Genomic DNA, 23,499 nt, shown 5'->3' on the forward strand with positions numbered 1-23,499 from the left:
ACCCCGGGGTTGACCTGCAGGACCGGGCAGCGGATGCGGGCTTCTCCGGACTGCGCGAGGAGGCCTAGCGCGGTGGCGTGCCGGTCACCTCGACGTCGTCGAAGAGCTCCAGCATCCTGCTCAGCACCCGGGTGCAGGCCACCACGTCGGCGTCGGTGAGGTCGTCGCCGACCTGGCGCAGCAGGGCGTGCTCGCGGGCGGTCACGGCGGTGATGGCGGCGAGGCCGTCGTCGGTGAGCCGGATCAGTGAGGAGCGCTGGTGCGCGGGGTTGGGGATCGTTTCGACGAAGCCGCGCGCGGTGGCGTCGTTGACCATGCGCTGCACGAACTGACGGCTCAGCGACTGGGCCCGGCCCATCTGCGGGACCGTCATCGGGCCCTGCTCGCGCAGCAGGTCGAGCACGGCACGGACGCCGACCGAGAGGCCCTGCGCCGGGGCGTCCTGCTCGATCTTGCGCTGGACGCGCCGGTAGAGCGGCCCGATGAGGGCGAACACCTCCATCAGTCGCTCGGGCAGGTCGTCGGGGGAGAGCGGGCGGTCGGTCTCGGTCTCGGTCTCGGTCTCGGTCTCGGTCACGACGCCATGATGACACCTTGGTTGCCATGATTCCAAGAACATGGCACCTTGGTTGTCATGACTGAGGACGCGACCTCCGCCCGCACGCCTGTGTTCGAAACCTTTGAGTCCGAAGACGGCCCGCTCGCCTACCGCGACGCCGGCCCTCGCGAGGGCCGCCCGCTGGTGCTGCTGCACACCGGCTTCGTGGACCACACCCAGTTCGACAACCTGATCCCCGACCTGGCCCAGCGCTACCGGGTGATCGCCCCGGACGCCCGCGGCCACGGGTTCTCGGCGAACGCGAGCAAGCCGTTCCGCCAGGCCGACGACCTCGCCGCGCTGCTGCGCCACCTCGACATCGACGGACCGGCGGTCCTGGTCGGCATCTCGATGGGCGCGCTGATAGCGATCGACACCGCGCTGGAGTACCCGGAGCTGGTGCGCACGCTGGTCGTCAGCGGTCGCGGGCTCGGAGAGCCGGACCTCAGCGACCCCTGGTCCTCGGCGCGCCACGAGGCCCAGCAGAACGCGCTCGCGGCCGGCGACATCCCCGGCTGGCTCGACGCCTTCGTCCAGTGGATGCCCGGCCCGAGCCGCACCCTCGCCGACGTCGATCCCGAGATCGTGTGCCACGTCCAGGAGATGGCGCTGCGCACGCTGATGAAGCACGGCCCGGACGAGCCGAACCATTGCGTCCCGGTGGCCGACGTGGCGGAGCGCGTGAAGGAGATCACCGTCCCGGTCCTGGCCATCAACGGCGCCCTCGACGCGCCCGGCACGGTGGCGACCGCCGACGCCCTGATCCGCGCGGTCCCCAACAGCCGTACGGCCACGATCGACGGCGTCGCCCACTACACGACCATGGAGGCCCCGGAGGCCTTCACCCGGATCCTGCGGGACTTCCTGCGGGAGGTGTACGCCGAGAAGGGCTGATCCGCCGCCGGCGGACGCTCCTTGCTCCCTCCGGGACGTGGTTGCCATACCGGGTGCCAACACGATCGATGGCCGCACACAGCAAGCGCCGAGTTACGGGACGGTCCGTAACTCGGCGCTCGGGTCTTGAAGTTGGTACCGCCCGACGGAACGAGGCCGGCGCGACAGGTCGTTCGCACCGCCGGGCGGAGTCTGGTGTGGCGGGGACCGCGGCGTCGGCGATCGGCGTCCGGAGTGGTCGCCTCCCTCAGGTCGAGAAGCGGTTCCGGAACCTTCACCACCGCACTGGCATCGCACGCCCGCCCGCCGCGGTCCTCGCCTTCCCGTACCGCATGACCACCCCTCATCCGGGTCCGCGGTGCGGGCTCGGCGCCCGGAGGTCTGATCTCACGTCAGAGTCCGGGCGCAGCCCAGGAGTTCCTAGTCCTCGCGCAGGGCGCGGACCGCTTCCTCGACATGCTTGCCGTAGTCGGCGTCGGCGGCGTGGAAGTGGGCCAGGTTCTTGTCGATCACGTCGTCGCGGGTGACCTGTGAGAGGCCGCCGGCGATGTTGGCGATCAGGCGGGCCTTCTCGTCGTCCGACATCAGGCGGTAGAGCTCGCCCGCCTGGAAGAAGTCGTCGTCCTTGACGTGGGAGGGCGCCGCGTGGGTGCCGGTCCAGCCCTGGACCGCCAGCGGAGCCGACAGCGCGGTGTCCGTCTGCGCGGGACCGGCGTACGAGTTGGGCTCGTAGTTCTTGTCGGTGCGGCGGCCGTTGCGGGTCGCCATCAGGCCGTCGCGGCCGTAGTTCTCGGCAGACCCCCCAGGCACGGCCTTCGGCGCGTTCACCGCGAGCTGCGTGTGGTTGACGCCCAGACGGTAGCGGTGCGCGTCCGCGTAGGCGAACAGCCGGCCCTGGAGCATCTTGTCCGGCGAAGGACCGATACCCGCAACGAAGTTGTTCGGCGAGAACGCGGCCTGCTCGACCTCGGCGAAGACGTTGTCGGGGTTCCGGTTCAGGACCAGACGGCCGACACGCTGCAGGGGGTAGTCGCTGTGCGGCCACACCTTGGTGAGGTCGAACGGGTTGAAGCGGTAGTCGGCTGCCTCGGCGGCCGGCATCACCTGGACGTACAGCGTCCAGGACGGGTTCACGCCGCGCTCGATGGCCTGCAGCAGGTCCGTCTGGTGGCTGTTGCCGTCCTTGCCCGCGAGCTCGGCGGCCTGCTCGCTCGACAGGGAGCGGATGCCCTGGTTCGTCTTGAAGTGGTACTTGACGAAGAAGGCCTCGCCGGCGGCGTTCGTCCACTGGTAGGTGTGCGAGCCGTAGCCGTTCATGTGGCGGTACGAGGCGGGGATGCCGCGGTCGCCCATCAGCCAGGTCACCTGGTGTGTCGCCTCGGGGGCGTGCGCCCAGAAGTCCCAGACGTTGTCCGGCTCCTGCCTGCCCGTGAAGGGGTCGCGCTTCTGGGAGTGGATGAAGTCGGGGAACTTGACCGGGTCCTTGATGAAGAACACGGGGGTGTTGTTGCCGACGAGGTCGTAGTTTCCCTCTTCGGTGTAGAACTTCAGCGCGAACCCGCGCGGGTCACGGACCGCGTCCGCGCCGCCGAGCGAGTCGGCGACGGTGGAGAAGCGGATGAATGTCTCCGTGCGCCTGCCGACCTCACCGAGGAAGTCGGCCTTGGTGAAGCCGGTGACATCGTCGGTGACTTCGAAGTAGCCGTAGGCGCCGCTGCCGCGGGCGTGCACGACGCGCTCCGGGATGCGCTCCCGGTTGAAGCGGGCGAGCTTCTCCAGCAGGTGCTGGTCCTGGAGAAGGATCGGGCCACCGACGCCGGCGGTGGCGGAGTTCTGGTTGTCGGCGACCGGGGCGCCTGACTCGGTCGTAAGCACACGCTGCGTCATGGTGGCGGGATGTGACCTTCCGTGCTGGAGCTGCTGACGGCCCCTGGAGCGTAGATTCGCGGAGAACCAAGCGTCAACAGTTTGTTGAAATGGAAGTATGTGGTTCCGGGCAGCGGCAGCGCTTGGGCGCGACAGGACAGTTGTCAGCGCTGCCGCGGCCCGGAGATCAGGGGTGAGGCGATGAGCCTCGGTCACACTCGGGCGACCTGCTGACCGGAGAGGCGCTCGACGGAGCGCAGCAGGGCGGAGTGGTCCAGGCCGCCGTCGCCCTGCGAACGCAGGGAGGCGACCAGCTGGGCGACGACCGCGCCTACGGGCAGCGCGGCCCCGACATTGCGGGCGGCGTCGGTGACGATGCCCATGTCCTTGTGGTGCAGATCGATCCGGAAGCCGGGCTTGAAGTCCCGGTTCAGGAAGTTGTCCTTCTTGCGGGTCAGGACCGTGGAACCGGCCAGACCGCCGCCCAGGACGTCCAGGGCGGCCCGGAGGTCCACGCCGGACTTCTCGAGGAAGACGACGGCCTCGGCGCAGGCCTGGATGTTGACCGCGACAATCAGCTGGTTGGCGGCCTTCACCGTCTGGCCGGAGCCGTGCGGGCCGCACAGGACGATGGTCTTGCCGAGAGCCTCGAGGATCGGCAGCGCGGCGTCGAAGTCGGCCTGCTCGCCACCGACCATGATCGACAGTACGGCTTCGATCGCGCCTGCCTCACCGCCGGAGACCGGGGCGTCCAGCACGCGGACGCCCTTCTCGGCGCCCGCCTTGCCCAGGTCGACCGAGGTCTGCGGGGTGATCGAGGACATGTCGATCAGCAGGGCGCCGGGCCGCACGTTCTCCAGGATGCCGTCGGGGCCGTACGCGATCGCCTCGACCTGCGGGGATGCGGGCACCATCGTGATGACGACATCGGCATCCTTCACGGCTTCGGCGATCGAGGTGGCGGCGGTGCCGCCCGCTGCGGCAAGACGGTCCAGCTTGTCCTGCTCCAGCGTGAAACCGGTGACGTCGTAACCCGCCTTCAGCAGGTTCTCGGACATGGGCGAGCCCATGATGCCGAGGCCTATCCAGGCGATCGCCGGGCGGGCCGGCCGGGAAGAATCGAGGGTGTTCATGAGGGTGCCTCTCTCAAAACCTTTGTACGTAAAGTCAGTTGGCGGCGCGGTGCTCGGCCGGCAGCCAGGCGAAGGACTCGGCGCTCGGGCGGTCGCCGGCCTTGTACTCCAGGCCGACCCAGCCGTCGTAACCGGCCTTCGCCAGCTCGTCGAGGAGCTGCTCCAGCGGAAGCGAGCCGGTGCCCGGCGCGCCACGGCCCGGGTTGTCCGCGATCTGTACATGGCCGGTCTTGTCGGCGTAGGCCGCGATGACCTGGCTGACGTCTTCGCCGTTCATGGACAGGTGGTAGATGTCGAGCAGGAACTTGGCGTTGCCGAGTCCCGTCGCCGCGTTCACCTTGTCGACGACCTCGATCGCGGCCGGGGCGCTCACCAGCGGGTAGCGCGGGGACTCCGGCTTGTTGAGGGTCTCGACGAGCAGGATCGCCCCGACCCGGTCGGCCGCGCGGGCGGCCAGCGCCAGGTTCTCCAGGGCCAGGGTGTCCTGGATCAGCGGGTCGACGCCGTCGACACGGTTTCCGTACAGCGCGTTGAGCGCCTCGCAGCCCACCGAGGCGGCGAAGTCCGCGGCCACCTCGATGTTGGCGCGGAAGCGGTCGGACTCGTCGCCGGGCACGGAGAGCGCACCGCGGTCGGGGCCCGGCAGCTGTCCGGCGTAGAAGTTCAGCCCCACCAGCCGGGTGCCGGCGTCGTCGAGCGCCTTCTTGAGGGCGTCGAGCTCGGCCCGCGGCGGGGTCGGGGTCTCGATCCAGGGCCACCACAGCTCGACCGCCGTGAAGCCCGCCGCGGCCGCGGCCGCGGGACGCTCCAGGAGCGGGAGTTCCGTGAAGAGGATCGAGAGGTTCACATCGAAGCGCTGGTCCGTGCCGCGCTTGTCCCGAAAAAGAGGGGCCATGAGGGGCTTGCGCTCCTTCCGTATTGCGGAAGTTAATTTCTGCCTGATGGAAGACTGCCCGGGACGGGGGAGCACTGTCAAGAGCGGACACGAAAAAGTGCCCCCCGAGCAGGGACGACAGAAGCACTCTCCAGACTTCTGTCGTCCCGGCTCGGGAGGCACTCAGGAGTGTCCGGGCGGGGGCGGTAACTACGGGCTGGGCGTGGCCCGTACCGGGCTACAGGGCGTCGACGCCGCTCACCTTCCAGCCGTGCGAGGTGAGGGTGAGTGTCATCCGCACCCGGTTGAGGTCGACACGGTCTCCCGTGACCTGGGTGCTCCTGGTGACCTGGTTGACGAAGAGCAGAACGACGGCCTTGTCCCCAGAGGCCGACACCACCGAGGCCGCGGGGGCGCCGCCACCCGCCGGCTTCACCACGGACGCCTTGACCACTCCGTGGTACTTCGTCGCGGTCGGCGCGACCACCGTCGTGGTCGTCTTGCGGTACTCGTCGCGGAAGGCACCGGTCAGATGACCCAGCGCCGTGGCGAAGTCCTTGTCGAGACGCCGGTAGTCGTACGACAGGACGACAGGTGCCGCCTTCTGGGCGGCGGCGAGCGCCTGCACCCTCGCCGTATCCGACTGCCGGCCGTCCCGGTACGCCGACCCGAACACCGCGGCCGCGATCAGCCCGGCCACGACCAGCACGGCGAGCACGGCACTTCCCAGCACACGCCGACGACCGCGCGCCGCGTCGGCCACCGGGTCGTCGGCGCGCAGGACAGGTCCGGCGTACTGATCGTCCGGTTGCCGCGCCTGGCTCGCGTCGTCCGGTGCCTCCAGCCGTGTCCCGTCCGGCTCCACCGGGTCCGTTGCCGCACCCGTCCTCGTACTCGTCGCGGCACTGCGCGCCGCCACGCGGACCGGTGCGTCCGGTCCCGTCCCGACCCGTTCCGTGCGCCTGGCCGCCGCGCGGGCGGCCGCGGCCATCGAGCGGCGGCCGGGGGATGCGACGCCGGAGCCTCGTCCAGTCAGGTTCGCCACGGTCTTGCTCCTCTGCTCCTGGTGATACGGGTGTGTGCTCGGGCGCGCGGTCAGCCGACGAACTCGACAGAGGACGTCAGCCAGCGACCGCCCTGGTAGACGAGATCGAGCTGCAGCCGGTAGGTGCGGGCCTGTCCCTCGGGAGCGGCGGTGTTGGTCACCTTGCTGTCGGCCACCACCAGGACGCGGGCCTTGCGTTCGTCGGCCCGGGTGATGCCCGCCTCGAGCACCTGTCCCTCGGACACCGACTTGTTCGCGGCGACCAGCTTCGTCAGTTCCCCGGTCTGCGCCGCGAACTGCTCCTTGAACTCGCCGGTGGCACCCTTCAGTACGTTCTTGCTGTCCCGCGCGTAGTGCCGGTAGTCGAGCGAGGTGAAGTTCAGCGCCGACTGGCGGGCGGCGGCCAGGATGTCCTGGTGCCGCTGGTGCTGCACCCGCTGCTCGTACACCTGGACGCACAACCAGCCGCTGAGGGCGGTTGTCACGACCGTCGCCACGGCGAGGGCCGCGGGCAGCGCCCTGCCGCGGTGCGCGGCACTCATCAGTCTGTCGCCAAGGCGGCGGATCGGCCGGATCGCGCGCGCGACTGGGCCCTTGCTCATGCCATCGGTCCGACGAGCAGCCATTGCCACGAGTCCTTTCCGAACACGTTCTGTTCGCCACCCGTCGAGCCGATCTCGACGGGTGTTCCGTCCGGGCCGACGGCGGTGCCGGTCTCCGGGTCGTACGGGGTGATGTACGCGGCCGGGTCCGCTCCGCCCGCGCTGCCGTGTCCCGAGGCGCCGGGGGCGTTCTGGGCACCGCGGACCGATGTGCCGCCGCGCGCGGTGCAGCGCGCGGCGGTGTTCGCGGGACGCTCCCCGGTGTCCGAGGGGTCGCGCCGCTGCGTCGCGTAGCCCTGTCGGCACGGCGGTGGATCGTCGGCGCCCACGACCATGCCGAAGTGGGTGGTGCCGTCGCCGGGTATCACGGTGGAGCTGCCGGCGACCACCACCGGGAAGGTGACCAGGGCCTGCTCGAGGCCGGGCAGCCGTGCCACCGTGATCTGGCCACCGCTGATCAGATTGCCCAGCAGGACCGGCAGATGGGGCCGGTTGGCCTGCAGCAGCGAGTTCACTTCCTGCGCGGCGGGGGCGCCGGAGCCGATCACTCTGCGGAGATCGCCGTCACTCGACTTCAGCTCAGCGGTCAGGTCGGCCAGGTCGCGCGAGAACGACTTGATGGCCGAGCCCTGATCCGCCTGTGTCTTGAGGACTTTCCGCGAGTCCTCGATCAGCGCGATCGTCTGCGGCAGTGAGCCGGATGCCGACTCGACGAGCTCGTTGCCCGAGTCCACGAGCCGGCTCAGGTGCGGGCCCGTTCCGGCGAAGGCCTTGCCCAGCTCGTCGACGGTGATCTGCAGATCCTTCTTGCCCACCGAGTTGACCAGTCGGTCCAGGCTGAGGACCAGATCCGAAGTGGGCAGCGGTACCCGCGTATCGCGGCGGGCGATGGTGCTGCCGTCCTGCAGAAAGGGTCCGCCGGAGGCCCGGGGTTGCAGATCGACGTACTGCTCGCCGACTGCCGAGCGGTTCGCCACGACGGCCAGGCTGTCCGCCGGAATCCGCGACGCGTCCTTGATGTCCAGTGCCACGGACACTCCGCCGGAGCCGGTCAGCCGCAGTTCGCCGACGCGGCCCACCGGCACCCCGCGATAGGTGACTTCGGCGCCCGGGAAGACGCCCCCGGAATCGGCGAAGTCGGCACGCACGGTGTAGGCGCGGTCGAGAAGACTGTCGCCCAGCCCGGTGTACTCGGCGCCGACATACGAGACGCCGACGGCTGTGAGGGCGGCGAAGGCGAGCAACTGGGCCTTGACCGTAGGTGTGATCACAGTTGCATCCCCTTCAGCATGAGCTCGGCTAGGGCGAGATCGACCCCGGCCCCAAAGCGTTCGCCGTCCCCGCTTCCGTACGCGGCGTAACTGCTGCCGCACACCGGCGGGCACAGCGGCCCGCCGCCGCCCGAGGGCGCGGAGGGTGCCGAGGGGGCGCCCGGCTGCTTGGGCAGCCCCGGCGTGTCCGGCACGGAGGTGGGCAGGGGGAGATCGGGGACCCCCGGGAGCTCCGGGAGTCCGGGCTTCGCCGGGGCGCCCGGCTTCTTGGGCTTGTCGGCGAGGTTGCCGTACACACTGGCCAGATCGAGATCGGCGGTGATCTTGAGATTGACGTAGTCGCCCTTGATGGCATCCGTGACATTGCGAGGGAACGGATACGTCGTCAGCATCTCCAGGGCGTTGGGCAGATCGCTGCCCGCCTTGTTCAGCTGTTGCAGAATCGGCCGCAGACTCCGCAGGTTGGCGACCATGTCGTCCCGCGAGGCGTTGACCACCTTGGTGCCCGTCGCTCCGAGTTTCGACAGCGAGGTGAGCATCCGGGTCAGATTGCGGCGCTGGCCGTCCAGCACCTTCAGAGCCGGCGGCAGGGTGTCGACGGCCAGGGCGATCGTCTTCTTCTCACCGCCGAGTCGTGCGGCCAGCCGGTCGATGCCCTTGAGCGCGCGGATGATCTCCGCACGCTGGCCGTCCAGGCCGCCGAGGAAGGTGTCCAGCTCGGTGAGCAGGGACTTGACCCGGTTCTCCCGGCCCTCCAAGGCCTTGTTCAACTCCACGGTGATCGTCTTGAGCTGGGCCACCCCGCCGCCGTTGAGCAGCGCCGAGAGCGCCGACAGCACCTCTTCGATCTCCGGGTTGCGGCCGCTGCGGGACAGCGGGATCCGGTCGCCGTCGGACAGCCTGCCGACCGGTGAGATGCCGGTCGGGGCGGACAGCGCCACGTACTTCTCGCCCAGCATGCTGGTCTGCCGCAGTTCGGCTATCGCGTTCCCGGGCAGCTTCACCGAATCGGCGACCCGCAGCCGGACCCGGGCGTGCCAGCCGACCAGCTGCACCTTCTCGACGGAGCCCACCGTGACGTTGTTGACCTTCACTGCCGACTGGGGCACCAGATCGAGGACGTCCCTGAATTCGACCGTGACCCGGTAGGCGTCGCCGTCGGCGGCCGCGCCTCCCGGCAGCTGGACGTCGTACAGGCCGTTGAACTCGCAGCCGGTGAGAAGTACCGAACCGACAGCCGCCCATGCGGCCACCGCCCCGGCCTTGCGCCGTACGCTCATGCCCGGGCCTCCAGGATTCCGCCGAGCGTCCTGTCGACCGAACCCGTGCCCGACACCGGCTTGGCCGACGGCAGTTTCGGCAGGGATTCGAACAGCTTCGTCAGTTCACCGCAGTCGGGGTTCTTTCCTCCGGCGTCCCCGGTCGTCTTGAGCAGGGAACACAGCAGCGCGGCCGGGTCCTGCGGGGTGTCCGGGTTGTTGCGGGTGTCCAGGGTGCCGGAGGACGGGTTGTAGGCGTTCTGCAGATTCGAAAGGCCGGTGGGGGTGACCTCCATCAGCTCCGCGAGCGCGGCGCGCTGGGTGACCAGCACCTTGGTGACCTTGCTGAGGCCCTTCACATCCGCTGTCAGCGCCTTCTTGTTCTTCTTCACGAAATCGGCCACGTCCGCGAGCGCCGGCCCCAGATGCCGCAGTGCCGCGGCGAGGTCCTTGCGTTCCCCGGCGAGCTGGTCGGCCACCTTGGCGAGGCTGTCGTTGAACGACCGGACACTGGTGTCGTCGGACGCCAGCGCGGCGGTGAACACCTGCAGATTCCGGATGGTGCCGAACAGGTCCTTCCGGCCGTCGGAGAGGGTGGTGACCGCCAGCGACAGGTCCTCGACCGTCTGGTTCAGCTGCTGACCCTGGCCCTGGAGGTTGTCCGCGCTCACGCCGAGCAGCCGGGACAGCGAACCGTCCGCGTTCGCGCCGCGCGGGCCGAACGCTTCGGCCGTCGTATGCAGACTGTCGAAGATCCGGTCCAGTTCGACCGGTACGGCCGTGCGGCTCTCGGGGATGACAGCGCCGTCCCGCATCGCCGGCCCCTTCCGGTACACCGGCAGCAGCTGGACGTAACGGTCGCTGACGACCGAGGAGTTGATGATGGCCGCCTGGGCATCGGCCGGGATTCTGCGGCCGGACTCGTACTCCAGCTCCACCCGCACCCGCTTGCCCTGCGGCGTGATCTTCTTGACCTCGCCGATACGGACACCGAGAACCCGTACGTCCGAGCCGGGATAGATGCCGACGGTGCGCGGGAAGTACGCCGTGACGCGGACCGGCGAGGTTCGTGGCCAGAGCACGAGGGCCGTGCCGGCGACGAGTGCCAGCGCGACGACGAGTGCCAGGCAGCGCGCGAGACGTCCCTTCGGCACCAGCCTGTTCGGCAGGAAGCGCCCCTTCGGCAGGAAGCGGCCGTTCATTGTGAGCCTCCAGTCCGCGGAGCCACCGGAGTGGGTGCGACCAGGTTCTGGATGTAGCTGTCGAACCAACGGCCGTTGCCGAGGGTGTTCGTGAAGACGCGCACATAGGGAGCGAGCAGCTTCACGCTCCGGTCGAGGCTCGCCTGATTGCGTTCGAGCATGGTGACCACCGAGTTCAGGCCCTTGAGCGCCGGGCCGATCTCCTTGCGGTTGTCCGCGACCAGGCCGGAGAGCTGGATGCCGAGTGCGGCTGAGCTCTTGAGCAGCGTGTGGATGGCTTCGCGCCGCCTGGAGATCTCCTTGAACAGCTTGTCGCCGTCCTTGATCAGAACGCCGAGGTCGCCGGAGCGGTCGGAGAGCACTCCGGTGACTCCGTTGGCGTGGTCGAGCAGTTCACGCAGGGCCTCGTCGCGCGAGGCCACCGTCCGGGAGATCTTCGAGAGACCCTTGATGGACGCCCGGACCTCGGAGGGTGAGTCCTCGAAGGTGGTGGAGATGGTGTCCAGGGCGGTCGCCAGCCGGGCCGTGTCGACCTTCTCCGTGGTCGTGGTCAGTTCGCTGAATGCCGCCACGACGTCGTACGCCGGTACTGTCCGGTTCAGCGGGATCTCGCTGCCCGGCCGCAGTTGGCCCGTTCCCTTCGGCTGCAGTGCGAGGTACTTCGAGCCCAGGATCGTCTTGATCCGGATGGCCGCTCCGGTCCTGGTGCCGAACTCCGGGTCGCCCTTGACCCGGAAGGTCACCTTCACATGGTCGCCGTCCAGATCGACCTCATCGACCTTGCCGACCTTGACCCCGGCGATCCGCACCTCGTCGCCGGGCTTGAGGCCGCCCGCTTCGGAGAACGCCGCGCTGTACGTGTCACCGTTGCCGATCACCGGGAGGCTGTCGGCATTGAACGCGGCCGCTGCCAGCAGCGCGAGCGTGGAGACGCCGACAGCCCCGATCACCACCGGATTGCGTTCACGGAAGGGAATCATGCGCACCTCGCCCGGGCGACGTGAAGCTCGGGAGTGACGACCTGCCGGGTCTTCGGCAGCACGATCCGGCCGTCGAAGTCACACAGGTAGAAGTTGAACCAGGAGCCGTACGAGGCCGTCCCGGTCAGCTTGTTGAGCTTGCTCGGCAGCCGCTTCAGCACGCCCTCCACGGTCTTCTCGTTGTCGTTCAGCGTTCCGGTGAGGTCTCTCAGCCCGGCGATGTCGTCCCGCAACGGCGGACGGGCGTCCTCGAGCAGACCCGAGGTGGCGTCGGTCAGGGCGCCGATGTTCACCAGCGATTCGCCGATGGGCTTGCGGTCGGCGGACAGCCCGGAGATCACCCGCTGCAACTGCTTGAGCAGGGCGGAGAAGCGGGCGCCGCGCTTGTCCACGGTCTTCAGCACCTCGTTGAGGTTGTCGATCACGGACCCGATCAACTTGTCGCGGCCGGCGAGTGTGCTGGTCAGCGACGCCGTGTGGGCGAGCAGGCTGTTGACCGTCCCGCCCTCGCCCTGCAGCGTCTTGATGATCTCGGTGGCGAGCTGGTTGACGTCCTTCGGGCTCAGCGCCGCGAACAGCGGCTTGAAACCGCCGAGCAGCGCATTGAGATCGAGCGCGGGCTGGGTCCTGGACAGCGGGATCCGGCCACCGGGCTTCAGCCGCGTACCGCTGCCGGCGCCTTCCGTCAGCGCTATGTACCGCTGCCCCACCAGGCTCCGGTAGCGGATGACGGCGCCGGTGGTGGTGAGCAGCGGGCGGTCGTCGGTGACGCTGAAGGTGACCTCGGCCAGCGTCCGGTCCTTGATCGCCACCTGCTGGACTTCTCCGACCCGCACGCCGGCCACCCTGATGTCGTCGCCCTCCTCCAGGCTGGTGACATCGCTGAACACCGCGCGGTACGTGTGCTCGGGGGCGAAGGAGATATTGACGATCGTCGCCGCGAGCAGCGTCGTCGCCAGCACTGTCACCACGGCGAAGAGAATGAACTTGACCAGCGGCGCCGCGGTTTCTGTGGCTCGGCTCACCTTCATGCGACACTCACCGCCGTTCCGCGTGCCATCGGACCGAACAGCAGCGTGGCGACCGCCGGTACCCGGTCGGCGGGAACTCCCATGACCGGGGCCACCAGTGAGCCGATGGCCCGCTGCTCGGCCTCCGTGGCGGACACATTGGCCCCGCCGGGCAGCGCACCGCCCGAGTGCGTCCCCGACGTACCGTCATTGAGCTTGACGTCCGGTGCGGGCACTTGGGGGTGGGGCAGACCTCTGCAATCAGGTCCTGAGCGCTCTGCATAGCGCGGTTCCTCGCCGGGTCGGTACGCGGATCGTGGGCGGACGAATTCGAGCGTGATGCGCATCTCCCCGCCTCTGAAGGCCTTTTCGGATGCCGCCTCCTGTTTCACCAGGCCGTCCAGGAGACAGGGGTACTCCGGCGCGTAGCGGGCGAACAGCGCCAGCGTGGGACGGGAGACGCGCCCAAGAGTGATCAGCCGGTCGCCGTTCTCGTCGAGGAAGGCGTCGGCGGTACCGGCGGTGGTGGCGGTCGCCGTGAGCGCGGAGGCCAGCTGGTCCTGCCGCTCGACGAGGGTGCGGCTCGTGGTGACGGAGTTCCGCAGGACGCGCATCAGATCGGGTGCCGCGTCGCCGTACACCTCGGCCACGTCGGCGAACCGTGAAATGTCTTCCTTCAGGGAAGGCATATGCGGATTGAGCTTCTTCAGATAGCGCTCCAGACGGGTGAGGTTGGCACCGATCCGGTCGCCCCGCCCTTCGAGAGCGGTGGAGAACGCGGACAGCGTGGCGTTGAGATCCGCCGGTCGCACGGTCCGCAGCAGCGGCAGCAGATCGTTCAGCAGCTGCTGCACCTCCATACCGGCCTTGGTGCGGTCCTGGGTGATCACGTCACCCGCCCGGATGTGCCGGGCAAAGGACCCGCGGGGAGGTGTCAGATCGACGAACTTCTCGCCGAACAGCGTCTTGGGCAGCAGCCGGGCCCGCACATCGGCCGGGATACGGGAGACGTGCTCCGGCTTGAGGGCGATGTCGAGAGTCGCCTTCTCGCCGTCGGCCCGCACTTCGCGCACCTCGCCGACCAGCAGCCCGCGCAGTTTGACGTCTGCCCGTGGATCCAGCTGGTTGCCCAGGGTGTCGGCCTCCAGCGTGATCCGTACGACGGAGGTGAACGCCTGTTGATAGACGGCGACGGACAGCGACAGCAGAAGGGCGATGACGGCGATGAAGACGATGCCGTACAGGCGCAGTCGTGCGCCGCGCGTCGGGACGAGTCCTGGAATTCGCATCGGCGCTACCCCGCAATCCGTACGGTCGTGTTGGCGCCCCAGATCGCCAGACTGAGGAAGAAGTCCAGAAGGTTGATGGCGACGATGGACGTCCGCACGGCGCGCCCGACCGCGACCCCGACGCCTGCCGGGCCGCCGCTCGCGTAGTAGCCGTAGTAGCAGTGCACCAGGATGATCACGACGGCGAAGACGATCACCTTGCCGAACGACCACAACACGTCGACCGGCGGCAGATACTGCTGGAAGTAGTGGTCGTAGGTGCCCGCGGACTGCCCGTAGTAGCCGGTGGTGATGGTGCGTGCCGCGAAGTACGAGGACAACAGCCCGATCACGTACAGCGGGATGACGGCGACGAAACCGGCGATCATCCGGGTGGTCACCAGGAACGGCAGCGAGGGAACGCCCATCACCTCGAGGGCATCGGTCTCCTCGCTGATCCGCATCGCGCCGAGCTGGGCGGTGAACCCTGCCCCGACCGTCGCGGACAGGGCGAGGCCGGCCACCAGCGGGGCGATCTCACGGGTGTTGAAGTACGCCGACAGGAACGCCACGAAGTTGGATGTGCCCAGCTGGTTGAGCGCCGCGTACCCCTGCAGGCCGACCTCGGTGCCGGTGAAGAAGGACAGGAAGGCGATGACGCCGACGGTGCCGCCGACCACCGCCAGCGCGCCGCGGCCGAAGCTCACCTCGGCCAGCAGCCGCAGGATCTCCTTCTTGTAGCGGCGTAGGGTACGGCCGGTCCAGGCCAGCGAGCGCCCGTAGAAGGACAGTTGGGTGCCGAGCTCCTCCAGGGAGCGGAGCGGAAGCCCCACGAATCGACTGATGAGCGCCACGGTCAGCCCCTCTGCGGAACGATTTGGAAGTACACCGCGGTCATCACGAAGTTCGTCACGAAGAGCAACATGAAGGTGATCACCACCGACTGGTTCACCGCGTCGCCGACGCCCTTCGGGCCGCCCTTGGCGGTCAGTCCCTTGTACGAGGCCACGATGGCGGCGATGGCGCCGAACACCAGCGCCTTCAGCTCGGCCGCCCACAGATCCGACAGCTGGGCGAGGGTGGTGAAGGAGGCGAGATACGCGCCCGGAGTGCCGTTCTGCAGGATGACGTTGAAGAAGTAGCCGCCGGCCACACCGACGACCGACACCAGTCCGTTGAGCAGCACCGCCACCACCATCGTGGCCAGCACTCTCGGCACGACCAGCCGGTGGATCGGGTCGATGCCGAGCACCTGCATGGCGTCGATCTCCTCGCGGATCTTGCGCGCCCCGAGATCCGCGCAGATCGCCGTGCCTCCCGCACCCGCGATCAGCAGGGCGGTGACGATCGGGGAGGCCTCCCGCAGCACCGCGAGCACCGAAGCCGCGCCCGAGAACGACTGGGCGCCGAGCTGCCGCGTCAGGCTGCCGATCTGCAGGGCGATGACCGCACCGAAGGGGATGGAGACCAGCGCCGTGGGCAGGATCGTGACGCTCGCGATGAACCAGGCCTGCTGGATGAACTCGCGTACCTGGAACGGGCGCCTGGGCAGGGTCCGTACGACATCCAGGCCCATCGCGAACAGACTGCCCGTATGCCTGAGGGCTCCGGTGGGGGACAGGCTCATGCGCCGGCCTCCTTCACGCGCACCGCGGCCCGCACCTGCCGCAGCGCCTCCCGTTCGGCGATGGCCTCCCAGCGAGGCGGCCGGGCTATCCCCGCGGTGGGCAGCAGACGCGGAGTCAGCTCCGGTATGCCCGGCGGAGCGGCATCCCCGCCCGCGCCGAGCTGCGCGAGCTCCTGCTCGACCTGGGCCGCGTCCTTCTCCTCCGCCATCCCGATCGGACCCTGCATACGACCGTTGAGGAACTGCCGTACGACCGGCTCATCACTGGTCAGCAGCTTTTCCCGGGGGCCGAACATCACCAGCTCACGCCGGAACAGGAGCCCGATGTTGTCCGGAATCTGCCGCGCCGACGCGATGTCGTGGGTGACGATCAGAAAGGTCGCGTCGATCTGCGCGTTGAGGTCGACGATCAGCTGGTTGAGATAGGCCACCCGCACCGGGTCGAGCCCCGAGTCCGGCTCGTCGAAAAGGATGATCTCCGGATCGAGTACGAGGGCGCGTGCGAGACCGGCCCGTTTGCGCATACCGCCGGATATCTCGCCGGGCAGCTTCTCCTCGGCGCCGATCAGTCCGACCATGTCCATCTTCTCGAGCACGATCCGTCTGATCTCGCTCTCCGGCTTGCGGGTGTGCTCACGCAGCGGGAAGGCGATGTTGTCGTAGAGATTCATCGAGCCGAACAGCGCACCGTCCTGGAACAGCACGCCGAACAGCTTCCGCACCTCGTACAGGTCGTGCTCGCGCAGGGCGGTGATGTCCGTGCCCGCGATCCGGATCGACCCGCGTTCGGGCCGCAGCAGCCCGACGAGCGTCTTCAGGAACACCGATTTGCCCGTACCCGAGGGGCCGAGCATCACCGAGATTTCTCCGGCGGGCAGCGTCAGTGAAACGTCCTGCCAGATGACCTGGTGGCCGAAGGACTTGGTCAGCCCCTCCACACAGATCTCGACACCCATCCGGTTCACCCTTCAGCCGTGGAGCGGTCCGACATCTGCTCTACGGGGAGGGCGGGCCCGTCCGTCGCGACGAGGCGAGGATTTTTTTACGGGCCGGGAATCAGGGCGGAATCAGGGTGGAACATGGGATGTACGCCTGTGTGCTAGCGGTTCGGGAGCACCGGCGCCACGGACGTGTTCGCCTCCGGCACCTTGGTGGGGAGCGGCTGCGACGGCACGTCCGACGCCGCGGGCAGGTCGGGCACGTCCGGTACGGCGGGCAGGTCCGGTGCGGACGTGAGGTCGGGCACGGCGGTCAGGTCCGGGACAGGGACCGCCGGCACGGCTGATACATCTGGAATGTTCGGTATGCCGGGCGTGGGCAGTGGCAGTTCCGGCAGCGCGGGCAGCGGGGGCACGGTGAGCCCGGGGGCGCTGTACTGCTGCGTCCCGGCCGCGCTCTGCCCGGCATTCGAGCTGCCGGGGGACGGTGCCGCGCCACTCGCCGTCGGCGACTGCACGTCAGCGAACTCCGAGACTGCGGGGACCGCCGGACGCGACCGTTGCGGCCCGTCCGCGTCGTGGACGTACGGCAGGATCAGACCCGCGACCGCCAGCGTCGCCGCGGTCGAGGCCAAAGCCACCACCTGGGCATGGCTGCCCTGCGTGCGGCCGCGCCCGATCAGCCACAGCCCCAGAGCGAGCGTGGCGGCCAGCGAATTGCGCAGCGTCCGGCGGGCCCGCGCCAGCAGTGACTCGACCGTCCGGTAGCTCAGACCCATCTTTGTGGCGACCTGGCCGACGTCCAGATCCTCGGCCTTGAGCCACAGGGCCTCGGCCTGGCGGGCAGGGAGCTCCCCGCTCCGGCGCGCCAGCCATCTCGCCTCGGCCTGGTCGCAGACCGCCTCCTCCACCGGCACCGGGGCGGGTGCGAGCAGCCTGGGGCTGCTGCGCACCTCGGTCTCACGGTTGACCTGCCGGTAGCGGTCCACGCACAGCCGCATCGTCACCGTAGTCAGCCAGGCACCCAGCCGTTCCTCGTCCAGATGAGGGTTCTCGGCAGCACGCAGCATCGCCTCGTGCACGGCGTCCTCGGCGTCCTCCACGCTCATGGACCTGCGGCGGGCCACCTTGAGCAGTTGCTCGCGGTGGGCCCACGCGCGCTGCCACCGCTCGTGAGCCGCTTGCGTGTCCGTCGTCATGAGGGCCCCTTCGCTCTCACCCCGGCCGGACACGGTGCTTGCCCGGCGCGGGGGAGATTACCGTCCGGTAGCGGGGGTTGTGGAGGGGGAGGCGCGCATCGATTCCGTTCCGTTGCTGGTCAACGCATCCACGCCGGGCAGCCCCGCAATGGGGCTCGGGACCGGAAGCAGCGGCGCTTCCGGCTCCGGGCCGCCGCCCGCACTCCTGGAAGGCGAGGGCGAATTCGAGGGCGTGGGGGAGGACTTGGCCCCGCTGTCCCGGTCGCCGGGGCGGGCAGGAACGGCGGACCGGACCGGCTGCCGAGGCGTGTCCGACGGCTTCGGCTCCGGACGGCCGGCCGGTGCGGAGCCGTTGTCCGGCACGACCCGGTGACCTTCGAGGTAGTAGGTGAGCCACGCTCTGACCGTGCGCAGATACGCGGTGGAGTGGTTGTAGCCGAGGACCGCGCGGTCCAGGTCAGCCGCATCGGACAGATTCCGCCCGCCCGCGCACAGATAGCGCCCCGCCGCGAGGGACGCGTCGTAGATGTTGCCCGGATCGCGGTGTCCGTCGCCGTTGCCGTCGGAGCCCCAGAAGGCCCAGGTCGACGGGATGAACTGCATGGGACCGACGGCACGGTCGTACGCGGTGTCCCCGTCGTACACCCCGCCGTCGGTGTCCTTGATGGCGGCGAACCCGTTGCCGTCCAGCCTCGGGCCGAGGATCGGGCTGAGTGTGGTGCCGTCCGCGGTCACCCGGCCACCGCGTGCCTGCCCGGATTCGACCTGGCCGATCGCGGCAAGCAGCTGCCAGCGCAGCCGGCAACCGGGCCTGCTGTCCGCGAGCTCCTCCTCGGCCTGCCGGTACGCGGCCAGTACGGTGGCCGGCAGCGGGCCGCCGGCCGGTGCGCCGGAGCTCTCCGCACTTTCGGTGCCGCCTGCGGCGCCGCGCGTACGCAGCGGCGGAAGCTGGGTCCGGTACGGGGTGTCGCCGGAGACACTCGGCCCCGACGAGGCCGGGTGGATCTTCACCGGGGCCGAGGCGTGTGCCGCCGGTCCCGGGGCCTGTGAGGCGGTCAGTGCCGCCATGGCCGCCGTAACGACAACTGTCGTCCTGACACCTCTGTGCTTGCGCCCTGTCATGATGCAGACCCCTCCCAGTGCCGCTGCAGCGCGGCGTTCCTTCACCTGCTCTACGCGGCACGGGCGCAGGTCCGTCGCACGGAGCCGGACCTTTCCAGGAGTATTTCCGGAGCTTTTCCGTGCCGGGAGGGCCGACGACGGCGCGGGAGCGCGCGGCTAACGTGGGGGCATGGTGCGACTGAGAGTGGAGTTCACGACCGAGCCGTTCGACCTGGACGAGCCGCCGGCGCACGCCCTGGCCGTCCGCGAGGTCGTCCAGGGCGCGGACCTGGACAAGGTGGACGTCGGCCCGTTCGGCAATACGGCCGAAGGCGGCGCCGACGAGGTGCTGAGCGCGGTCGACGCGCTGCTGCGCACGGCCCTGGACGCCGGGGCCACCCGGGTCTCGCTGCAGGTCAATGTGGTGGAGGGCGAGGAATGACCGGGCCCGCCGACCACGCACTCGCGCAGGCGGTCAAGCCGCTGGTGGACGCCATGGGCGGAGAGCTGCTCGCACCCGGTGAAGCCCGCGAGGACGACGTCGTACTCAGCTGGGAGGGTGAGGAGGTTTTCGCCGTGCGCCTTCCCCAGCTCGCGGACTCCCTCGACCACATCCTGGCCGCGATGGAGCGCAGACACGGCATGCCGCTGTCCGAGCTGGACCGCAAGACCAAACAGCAGGTTGTACGGACCCTGGAAGCGCGCGGCGCGTTCACCGTACGACACGGTGTGGAGACGGTGGCGGCGGCCCTGGGGGTCAGCCGCTTCACCGTCTACAACTACATCAATTACGCCGACGAGCAGCGGGCCAAGGCGCGTGCGGGCGACGAGCAGTCACGGCAGGACGACTGACGTAGCGCAGCGCGACTCAGCTGCGAAACGACCCCTCCCGGAGTGCGGCGCGGGTGCCGGGGGCCTGTCACCCAGAATCAGCAGCCCCGCGCCGCGGGAGCCGCCCTCAGTGAGCGCGGTTCACCAGGGGGGCGGGCTCACTGAGCCCCGCTCACGCGATCGCACGCGAGTAAGCTGCTTGTCCACAACGCCGTGAACAGGGAAAACGCCGCGAAGAAGGACTGAGGACGCACCGGCGCGTCCCGCCGTCCGGATGTCCGGACGGCAGCTTCTGCGTTGCCGAGTTTTCAACAAAGTGTTGACGTTGCGTTGCCGGAGGGCGTTAGCTGTCCGCAGCCCGTCCAACGCACAGCGGAAAACAGCCACGGAGGCTCCCGTGACTTCGAGTCCACAGCGCTTGTCGGGGGCGGCCCCCGAACCCCCGGCGGGTCTCACCCGGTTCAACACCTCGCAGGACAGCGCGGCCCTGGCCGCACTGCACGAGGTGTGCGCCAGTTCGGCGTGGGGGAGCAAGCTGCTCGCCCGGCGTCCGTACGCCACTGTGGAGACTCTCTTCGACGCCAGTGACGCCGCCATGGCCGAGCTGACCGCAGAGGATCTGGCCGAGGCGATGGCGGGGCATCCGCCGATCGGCCGGCCGAAGCCCGGGGACCCGACCTCCTCCCTCGAGCAGCGCGGGATGGCAGGCGCCTCCGAGGAACTCAAGGCCGAAATGCTCGAGCGGAACCTGGCCTACCAGGACAGGTTCGGTCATGTCTTTCTGATCTGCGCCACCGGCGCGACCGGTGAGCAGATGCTCGAGGCGCTCAAGGCCCGGATCGGCAACTCGCCCGAGCAGGAGCGGGAAATTATCCGCACCGAGCTGGGCAAGATCAACCGTATCCGGCTGACCCGCCTCGCCGAAGAAGGAGAATGACGTCTTGAGCACGGAGACCACCGCGTCGGTGTCCACGCACATCCTGGACACCAGCATCGGACGCCCCGCCGAGGGTGTCGCCATCTCGCTCGCGGCCCGCGGCGGCTTCGACGCGGAGTGGGTCGCGCTCGGCGGCTCGAAGACCGATGCGGACGGGCGCTGCAAGGACCTGCCGGCGCTGCCGGAAGGAACGACCCATGTACGTCTCGACTTCGAGACCGAGGCGTACTTCTCAGACAAGCACGGTGCCAACCAGCAAGCCGAGGCGCAGCAGGACGCCCCCCGCGTAAGGGACAGCGGTGCGTTCTTCCCGGAGGTGGCGATCACGTTCGCCGTCACGCCGGGCGAGCACTACCACGTACCGCTGCTGCTCAACCCGTTCGGCTACTCCGTTTACCGAGGGAGCTAGCAGACATGCCCACGATTCTCGGCCAGAACCAGTACGGCAAAGCAGAGAACCGCGTCGTCAGGATCACGCGGGACGGCGACACCCACCACATCAAGGACCTGAACGTCTCCGTCGCTCTCTCCGGCGACATGGACGACGTCCACCACTCCGGCTCCAACGCCAACGTCCTGCCGACGGACACCACCAAGAACACGGTGTACGCGTTCGCCAAGGAGCACGGCATCGAGTCGGCCGAGCAGTTCGGCATCCACCTGGCCCGTCACTTCGTGACCAGCCAGGAGCCGATCCGCCGGGCACGCATCCGCATCGAGGAGTACTCCTGGGAGCGGATCGCCACCTCCGACGCCAACTCCAAGTTCATCGGCTCGGACGAGGTCAAGCACTCCTTCGTCCGCAAGGGCCAGGAGCTGCGCACCACCCAGATCACCTTCGACGGTGAGAGCTGGGAGATCATCTCCGGTCTCAAGGACCTCACGGTCATGAACTCCACCGGCTCGGAGTTCTGGGGCTACGTCAAGGACAAGTACACAACGCTCAAGGAGGCGTACGACCGCATCCTGTGCACCGATGTCTCCGCCGCCTGGCGCTACAACTGGACCAGCGACGAAGACCGGATGCCCAACTGGGAGAAGTCGTACGAGCAGGCCAGGAAGCACATCCTGCAGGCCTTCGCCGAGACGTACTCCCTCTCGCTCCAGCAGACCCTGTACCAAATGGGTTCGCGGGTCATCAACAGCCGCAGCGAGATCGACGAGATCCGCTTCTCCCTGCCGAACAACCACCACTTCCTGGTCGACCTGGAGCCCTTCGGGCTCAAGAACGACAATGAGGTCTACTTCGCGGCCGACCGCCCGTACGGCCTGATCGAGGCCACCGTCCTGCGGGACGGCATCGAGCCGCGGATCCCGGTCGACATGACCAATCTGTAGCTCTGCTCCACCCCCGACGTGTGCGCCGGCGTCAGTCCCAGGGGGAGAGCGGGGGCATCTGCGCAACAACTTCAGCCCCGGACCCGGTCGTCACCCCGCTCGCCCCCGGGTCCGTTCAATCAACTGGGAAGAACGAGGACCCGCCATGGCGGCTTCGCGCATCGTCATCGAGAACTGTTCCGTCGCGACCGTGGACGCGAACGACACCGAGTACGCCTCCGGCTACATCGTCGTATCGGACAACCGGATCGAGTCGGTCGGAGCGGGCAAAGCCCCCGCCGGCCTGGAGAACGTGGTCCGCCGCATCGACGGCACCGGCCATCTCGCCACCCCCGGCCTGATCAACACGCACCACCACTTCTACCAGTGGATCACCCGAGGTCTGGCCACCGACCACAACCTCTTCAACTGGCTGGTCGCGCTCTACCCGACGTGGGCGCGGATCGACGAGCCGATGGTCCGCGCGGCCGCGCAGGGCTCCCTGGCCATGATGGCCCGCGGCGGTGTCACCACCGCGATGGACCACCACTACGTCTACCCGCATGGCTCGGGAGATCTGTCCGGCGCGATCATCGGCGCCGCGAGCGAGATGGGTGTGCGGTTCACCCTCGCCCGCGGCTCCATGGACCGCGGCACCTCGGACGGCGGCCTGCCGCCGGACTTCGCCGTCGAGTCGCTCGAGGGCGCACTGGCCGCCACCGAAGCCACCATCGACAAGCACCACGACGCCTCCTTCGACGCGATGACGCAGATCGCCGTCGCGCCGTGCTCCCCGTTCTCCGTCTCCACCGAACTGCTCGGGCAGGGCGCCGAGCTGGCCCGCCGCAAGGGCGTCCGGCTGCACACCCACGGCTCGGAGACCGTCGAGGAGGAGGAGTTCTGCAAGGAGCTCTTCGGGATGGGCCCGACCGACTACTTCGAGTCGACCGGCTGGCTCGGCTCGGATGTGTGGATGGCGCACTGCGTCCATATGAACGACTCGGACATCGCGGCGTTCGCCCGTACGGGCACCGGCGTCGCGCACTGCCCGTCGTCCAACGCCCGCCTGGGCGCCGGTATCGCCCGGGTCCCCGACATGCTGAAGGCCGGTGTCCCGGTCGGTCTCGGCGTCGACGGCACCGCCTCCAACGAGTCGGGTGAGCTGCACACCGAGCTGCGCAACGCGCTCCTCATCAGCCGCCTCGGAGCTCACCGCGAGGCGGCGCTGGGCGCCCGCCAGGCGCTGCGCCTCGGGACGTACGGCGGAGCCCAGGTCCTCGGCCGCGCCGACCAGATCGGCTCGATCGAGGCCGGCAAGCTCGCCGACCTGGTGCTGTGGAAGCTGGACACACTTGCCCACTCCTCCATCGCCGACCCGGTGATCGCGCTGGTCTTCGGCGCGGCCGCTCCCGTCTCGCTCTCCCTCGTCAATGGCAAGACCGTCGTCGAGGACAACCACCTGACCACGGTGGACGAGGACGCCATCGCCCGCTCCGCGCGGGACGAGGCACAGCGCCTGGCGCGGATCGCCGCGCGGGGCTGACCCA

At 69.0% G+C, this 23,499-nt stretch carries 24 protein-coding genes; 7 read left to right on the forward strand and 17 right to left on the reverse strand.

Features of this window, described 5'->3' with window-relative positions; genetic code table 11:
- Positions 1–64: 64 nt before the first annotated feature.
- Complete coding sequence (locus tag OG966_RS32190; protein WP_326655454.1) at positions 65–502, reverse strand: MarR family winged helix-turn-helix transcriptional regulator; 438 nt, start codon at positions 500–502, stop codon at positions 65–67.
- Between the two features lie 132 nt (positions 503–634).
- Here OG966_RS32190 and OG966_RS32195 point away from each other — a divergent pair, with 132 nt between their 5' ends.
- On the forward strand, positions 635–1,492 hold the full coding sequence (locus OG966_RS32195) for an alpha/beta fold hydrolase (RefSeq protein ID WP_326653520.1): 858 nt from the start codon (positions 635–637) through the stop codon (positions 1,490–1,492).
- Between the two features lie 420 nt (positions 1,493–1,912).
- Here the strand turns inward: OG966_RS32195 and OG966_RS32200 are convergent, their stop codons facing one another.
- The 16 genes from OG966_RS32200 to OG966_RS32275 form a co-directional block, all read right to left on the reverse strand.
- Complete coding sequence (locus OG966_RS32200; RefSeq protein ID WP_326653521.1) at positions 1,913–3,379, reverse strand: catalase; 1,467 nt, start codon at positions 3,377–3,379, stop codon at positions 1,913–1,915.
- 191 nt (positions 3,380–3,570) lie between these two features.
- Positions 3,571–4,491, reverse strand: a complete 921-nt coding sequence (locus tag OG966_RS32205) for a 2-hydroxy-3-oxopropionate reductase (protein ID WP_326653522.1) — start codon at positions 4,489–4,491, stop codon at positions 3,571–3,573.
- Between the two features lie 34 nt (positions 4,492–4,525).
- Positions 4,526–5,386, reverse strand: a complete 861-nt coding sequence (locus OG966_RS32210) for a TIM barrel protein (RefSeq protein WP_326653523.1) — start codon at positions 5,384–5,386, stop codon at positions 4,526–4,528.
- A 217-nt stretch (positions 5,387–5,603) separates the two neighbouring features.
- The gene (locus OG966_RS32215) at positions 5,604–6,410 is read right to left on the reverse strand and encodes a hypothetical protein (protein ID WP_326653524.1); all 807 of its coding nucleotides are present in this window, start codon (positions 6,408–6,410) and stop codon (positions 5,604–5,606) included.
- Between the two features lie 50 nt (positions 6,411–6,460).
- On the reverse strand, positions 6,461–7,012 hold the full coding sequence (locus tag OG966_RS32220) for a hypothetical protein (protein ID WP_442806774.1): 552 nt from the start codon (positions 7,010–7,012) through the stop codon (positions 6,461–6,463).
- Positions 7,009–8,283 carry an MlaD family protein gene (locus OG966_RS32225; protein ID WP_326653525.1) on the reverse strand — a complete coding sequence of 425 codons (1,275 nt, stop codon included), beginning with the start codon at positions 8,281–8,283 and terminating at the stop codon, positions 7,009–7,011. Before OG966_RS32225 ends, OG966_RS32220 begins: the two co-directional genes overlap by 4 nt.
- The gene (locus OG966_RS32230) at positions 8,280–9,563 is read right to left on the reverse strand and encodes an MCE family protein (RefSeq protein WP_326653526.1); all 1,284 of its coding nucleotides are present in this window, start codon (positions 9,561–9,563) and stop codon (positions 8,280–8,282) included. Before OG966_RS32230 ends, OG966_RS32225 begins: the two co-directional genes overlap by 4 nt.
- Positions 9,560–10,669 (reverse strand): MCE family protein, encoded by a 1,110-nt coding sequence (locus tag OG966_RS32235; protein ID WP_326655456.1) that lies wholly within the window; start codon positions 10,667–10,669, stop codon positions 9,560–9,562. The genes OG966_RS32230 and OG966_RS32235 overlap by 4 nt, the downstream gene beginning before the upstream one ends.
- Positions 10,670–10,740: 71 nt before the next feature.
- Positions 10,741–11,724: an MCE family protein gene (locus tag OG966_RS32240; RefSeq protein ID WP_326653527.1), complete on the reverse strand. Its 984-nt coding sequence runs from the start codon at positions 11,722–11,724 to the stop codon at positions 10,741–10,743.
- Positions 11,721–12,755: an MlaD family protein gene (locus OG966_RS32245; RefSeq protein ID WP_326653528.1), complete on the reverse strand. Its 1,035-nt coding sequence runs from the start codon at positions 12,753–12,755 to the stop codon at positions 11,721–11,723. The genes OG966_RS32240 and OG966_RS32245 overlap by 4 nt, the downstream gene beginning before the upstream one ends.
- Positions 12,752–14,023: an MCE family protein gene (locus tag OG966_RS32250; protein WP_326653529.1), complete on the reverse strand. Its 1,272-nt coding sequence runs from the start codon at positions 14,021–14,023 to the stop codon at positions 12,752–12,754. The genes OG966_RS32245 and OG966_RS32250 overlap by 4 nt, the downstream gene beginning before the upstream one ends.
- Before the next feature lie 5 nt (positions 14,024–14,028).
- Positions 14,029–14,856 (reverse strand): MlaE family ABC transporter permease, encoded by an 828-nt coding sequence (locus tag OG966_RS32255; protein WP_326653530.1) that lies wholly within the window; start codon positions 14,854–14,856, stop codon positions 14,029–14,031.
- A gap of 2 nt (positions 14,857–14,858) precedes the next feature.
- A complete protein-coding gene (locus OG966_RS32260) occupies positions 14,859–15,629 on the reverse strand; it encodes an MlaE family ABC transporter permease (protein WP_326653531.1) in 771 nt (256 codons plus the stop codon).
- Entirely contained in the window at positions 15,626–16,585 is a 960-nt protein-coding gene (locus OG966_RS32265) for an ABC transporter ATP-binding protein (RefSeq protein ID WP_326653532.1), read from the reverse strand. Before OG966_RS32265 ends, OG966_RS32260 begins: the two co-directional genes overlap by 4 nt.
- Positions 16,586–16,728: 143 nt before the next feature.
- Entirely contained in the window at positions 16,729–17,766 is a 1,038-nt protein-coding gene (locus OG966_RS32270) for a sigma-70 family RNA polymerase sigma factor (protein ID WP_326653533.1), read from the reverse strand.
- 57 nt (positions 17,767–17,823) lie between these two features.
- On the reverse strand, positions 17,824–18,888 hold the full coding sequence (locus OG966_RS32275; protein WP_326653534.1) for a lytic transglycosylase domain-containing protein: 1,065 nt from the start codon (positions 18,886–18,888) through the stop codon (positions 17,824–17,826).
- A 172-nt stretch (positions 18,889–19,060) separates the two neighbouring features.
- Here OG966_RS32275 and OG966_RS32280 point away from each other — a divergent pair, with 172 nt between their 5' ends.
- The 6 genes from OG966_RS32280 (at position 19,061) to OG966_RS32305 (ending at position 23,495) form a co-directional block, all read left to right on the forward strand.
- Positions 19,061–19,309 (forward strand): hypothetical protein, encoded by a 249-nt coding sequence (locus tag OG966_RS32280; RefSeq protein ID WP_326655457.1) that lies wholly within the window; start codon positions 19,061–19,063, stop codon positions 19,307–19,309.
- Positions 19,306–19,719 carry a helix-turn-helix domain-containing protein gene (locus OG966_RS32285; protein WP_326653535.1) on the forward strand — a complete coding sequence of 138 codons (414 nt, stop codon included), beginning with the start codon at positions 19,306–19,308 and terminating at the stop codon, positions 19,717–19,719. Before OG966_RS32280 ends, OG966_RS32285 begins: the two co-directional genes overlap by 4 nt.
- A gap of 376 nt (positions 19,720–20,095) precedes the next feature.
- Positions 20,096–20,635, forward strand: coding sequence for a 2-oxo-4-hydroxy-4-carboxy-5-ureidoimidazoline decarboxylase (uraD, locus tag OG966_RS32290; RefSeq protein WP_326653536.1), 540 nt, complete (start codon positions 20,096–20,098; stop codon positions 20,633–20,635).
- Positions 20,636–20,639: 4 nt separating this feature from the next.
- Positions 20,640–21,044 carry a hydroxyisourate hydrolase gene (gene uraH / locus OG966_RS32295; RefSeq protein ID WP_326653537.1) on the forward strand — a complete coding sequence of 135 codons (405 nt, stop codon included), beginning with the start codon at positions 20,640–20,642 and terminating at the stop codon, positions 21,042–21,044.
- A gap of 5 nt (positions 21,045–21,049) precedes the next feature.
- Positions 21,050–21,973, forward strand: a complete 924-nt coding sequence (gene pucL, locus OG966_RS32300; RefSeq protein WP_326653538.1) for a factor-independent urate hydroxylase — start codon at positions 21,050–21,052, stop codon at positions 21,971–21,973.
- 145 nt (positions 21,974–22,118) lie between these two features.
- Positions 22,119–23,495, forward strand: coding sequence for an 8-oxoguanine deaminase (locus tag OG966_RS32305; protein WP_326653539.1), 1,377 nt, complete (start codon positions 22,119–22,121; stop codon positions 23,493–23,495).
- The last annotated feature ends 4 nt before the right edge of the window (positions 23,496–23,499 follow it).

This window comes from Streptomyces sp. NBC_01750 (genome assembly GCF_035918095.1).
Taxonomy (GTDB): Bacteria; Actinomycetota; Actinomycetes; order Streptomycetales; family Streptomycetaceae; genus Streptomyces.

Coding starts and splice junctions, on each gene's coding strand:
- OG966_RS32220 (WP_442806774.1), bottom strand. CDS start 7,012: ATGAGCAAGGGCCCAGTCGCGCGCGCGATCCGGCCGATCCGCCGCCTT.
- OG966_RS32195 (WP_326653520.1), top strand. CDS start 635: ATGACTGAGGACGCGACCTCCGCCCGCACGCCTGTGTTCGAAACCTTT.
- OG966_RS32260 (WP_326653531.1), bottom strand. CDS start 15,629: ATGAGCCTGTCCCCCACCGGAGCCCTCAGGCATACGGGCAGTCTGTTC.
- OG966_RS32305 (WP_326653539.1), top strand. CDS start 22,119: ATGGCGGCTTCGCGCATCGTCATCGAGAACTGTTCCGTCGCGACCGTG.
- OG966_RS32270 (WP_326653533.1), bottom strand. CDS start 17,766: ATGACGACGGACACGCAAGCGGCTCACGAGCGGTGGCAGCGCGCGTGG.
- OG966_RS32200 (WP_326653521.1), bottom strand. CDS start 3,379: ATGACGCAGCGTGTGCTTACGACCGAGTCAGGCGCCCCGGTCGCCGAC.
- OG966_RS32245 (WP_326653528.1), bottom strand. CDS start 12,755: ATGAAGGTGAGCCGAGCCACAGAAACCGCGGCGCCGCTGGTCAAGTTC.
- OG966_RS32265 (WP_326653532.1), bottom strand. CDS start 16,585: ATGGGTGTCGAGATCTGTGTGGAGGGGCTGACCAAGTCCTTCGGCCAC.
- OG966_RS32210 (WP_326653523.1), bottom strand. CDS start 5,386: ATGGCCCCTCTTTTTCGGGACAAGCGCGGCACGGACCAGCGCTTCGAT.
- OG966_RS32190 (WP_326655454.1), bottom strand. CDS start 502: ATGGAGGTGTTCGCCCTCATCGGGCCGCTCTACCGGCGCGTCCAGCGC.
- OG966_RS32275 (WP_326653534.1), bottom strand. CDS start 18,888: ATGACAGGGCGCAAGCACAGAGGTGTCAGGACGACAGTTGTCGTTACG.
- OG966_RS32205 (WP_326653522.1), bottom strand. CDS start 4,491: ATGAACACCCTCGATTCTTCCCGGCCGGCCCGCCCGGCGATCGCCTGG.
- OG966_RS32240 (WP_326653527.1), bottom strand. CDS start 11,724: ATGATTCCCTTCCGTGAACGCAATCCGGTGGTGATCGGGGCTGTCGGC.
- pucL (WP_326653538.1), top strand. CDS start 21,050: ATGCCCACGATTCTCGGCCAGAACCAGTACGGCAAAGCAGAGAACCGC.
- OG966_RS32285 (WP_326653535.1), top strand. CDS start 19,306: ATGACCGGGCCCGCCGACCACGCACTCGCGCAGGCGGTCAAGCCGCTG.
- OG966_RS32250 (WP_326653529.1), bottom strand. CDS start 14,023: ATGCGAATTCCAGGACTCGTCCCGACGCGCGGCGCACGACTGCGCCTG.
- OG966_RS32230 (WP_326653526.1), bottom strand. CDS start 9,563: ATGAGCGTACGGCGCAAGGCCGGGGCGGTGGCCGCATGGGCGGCTGTC.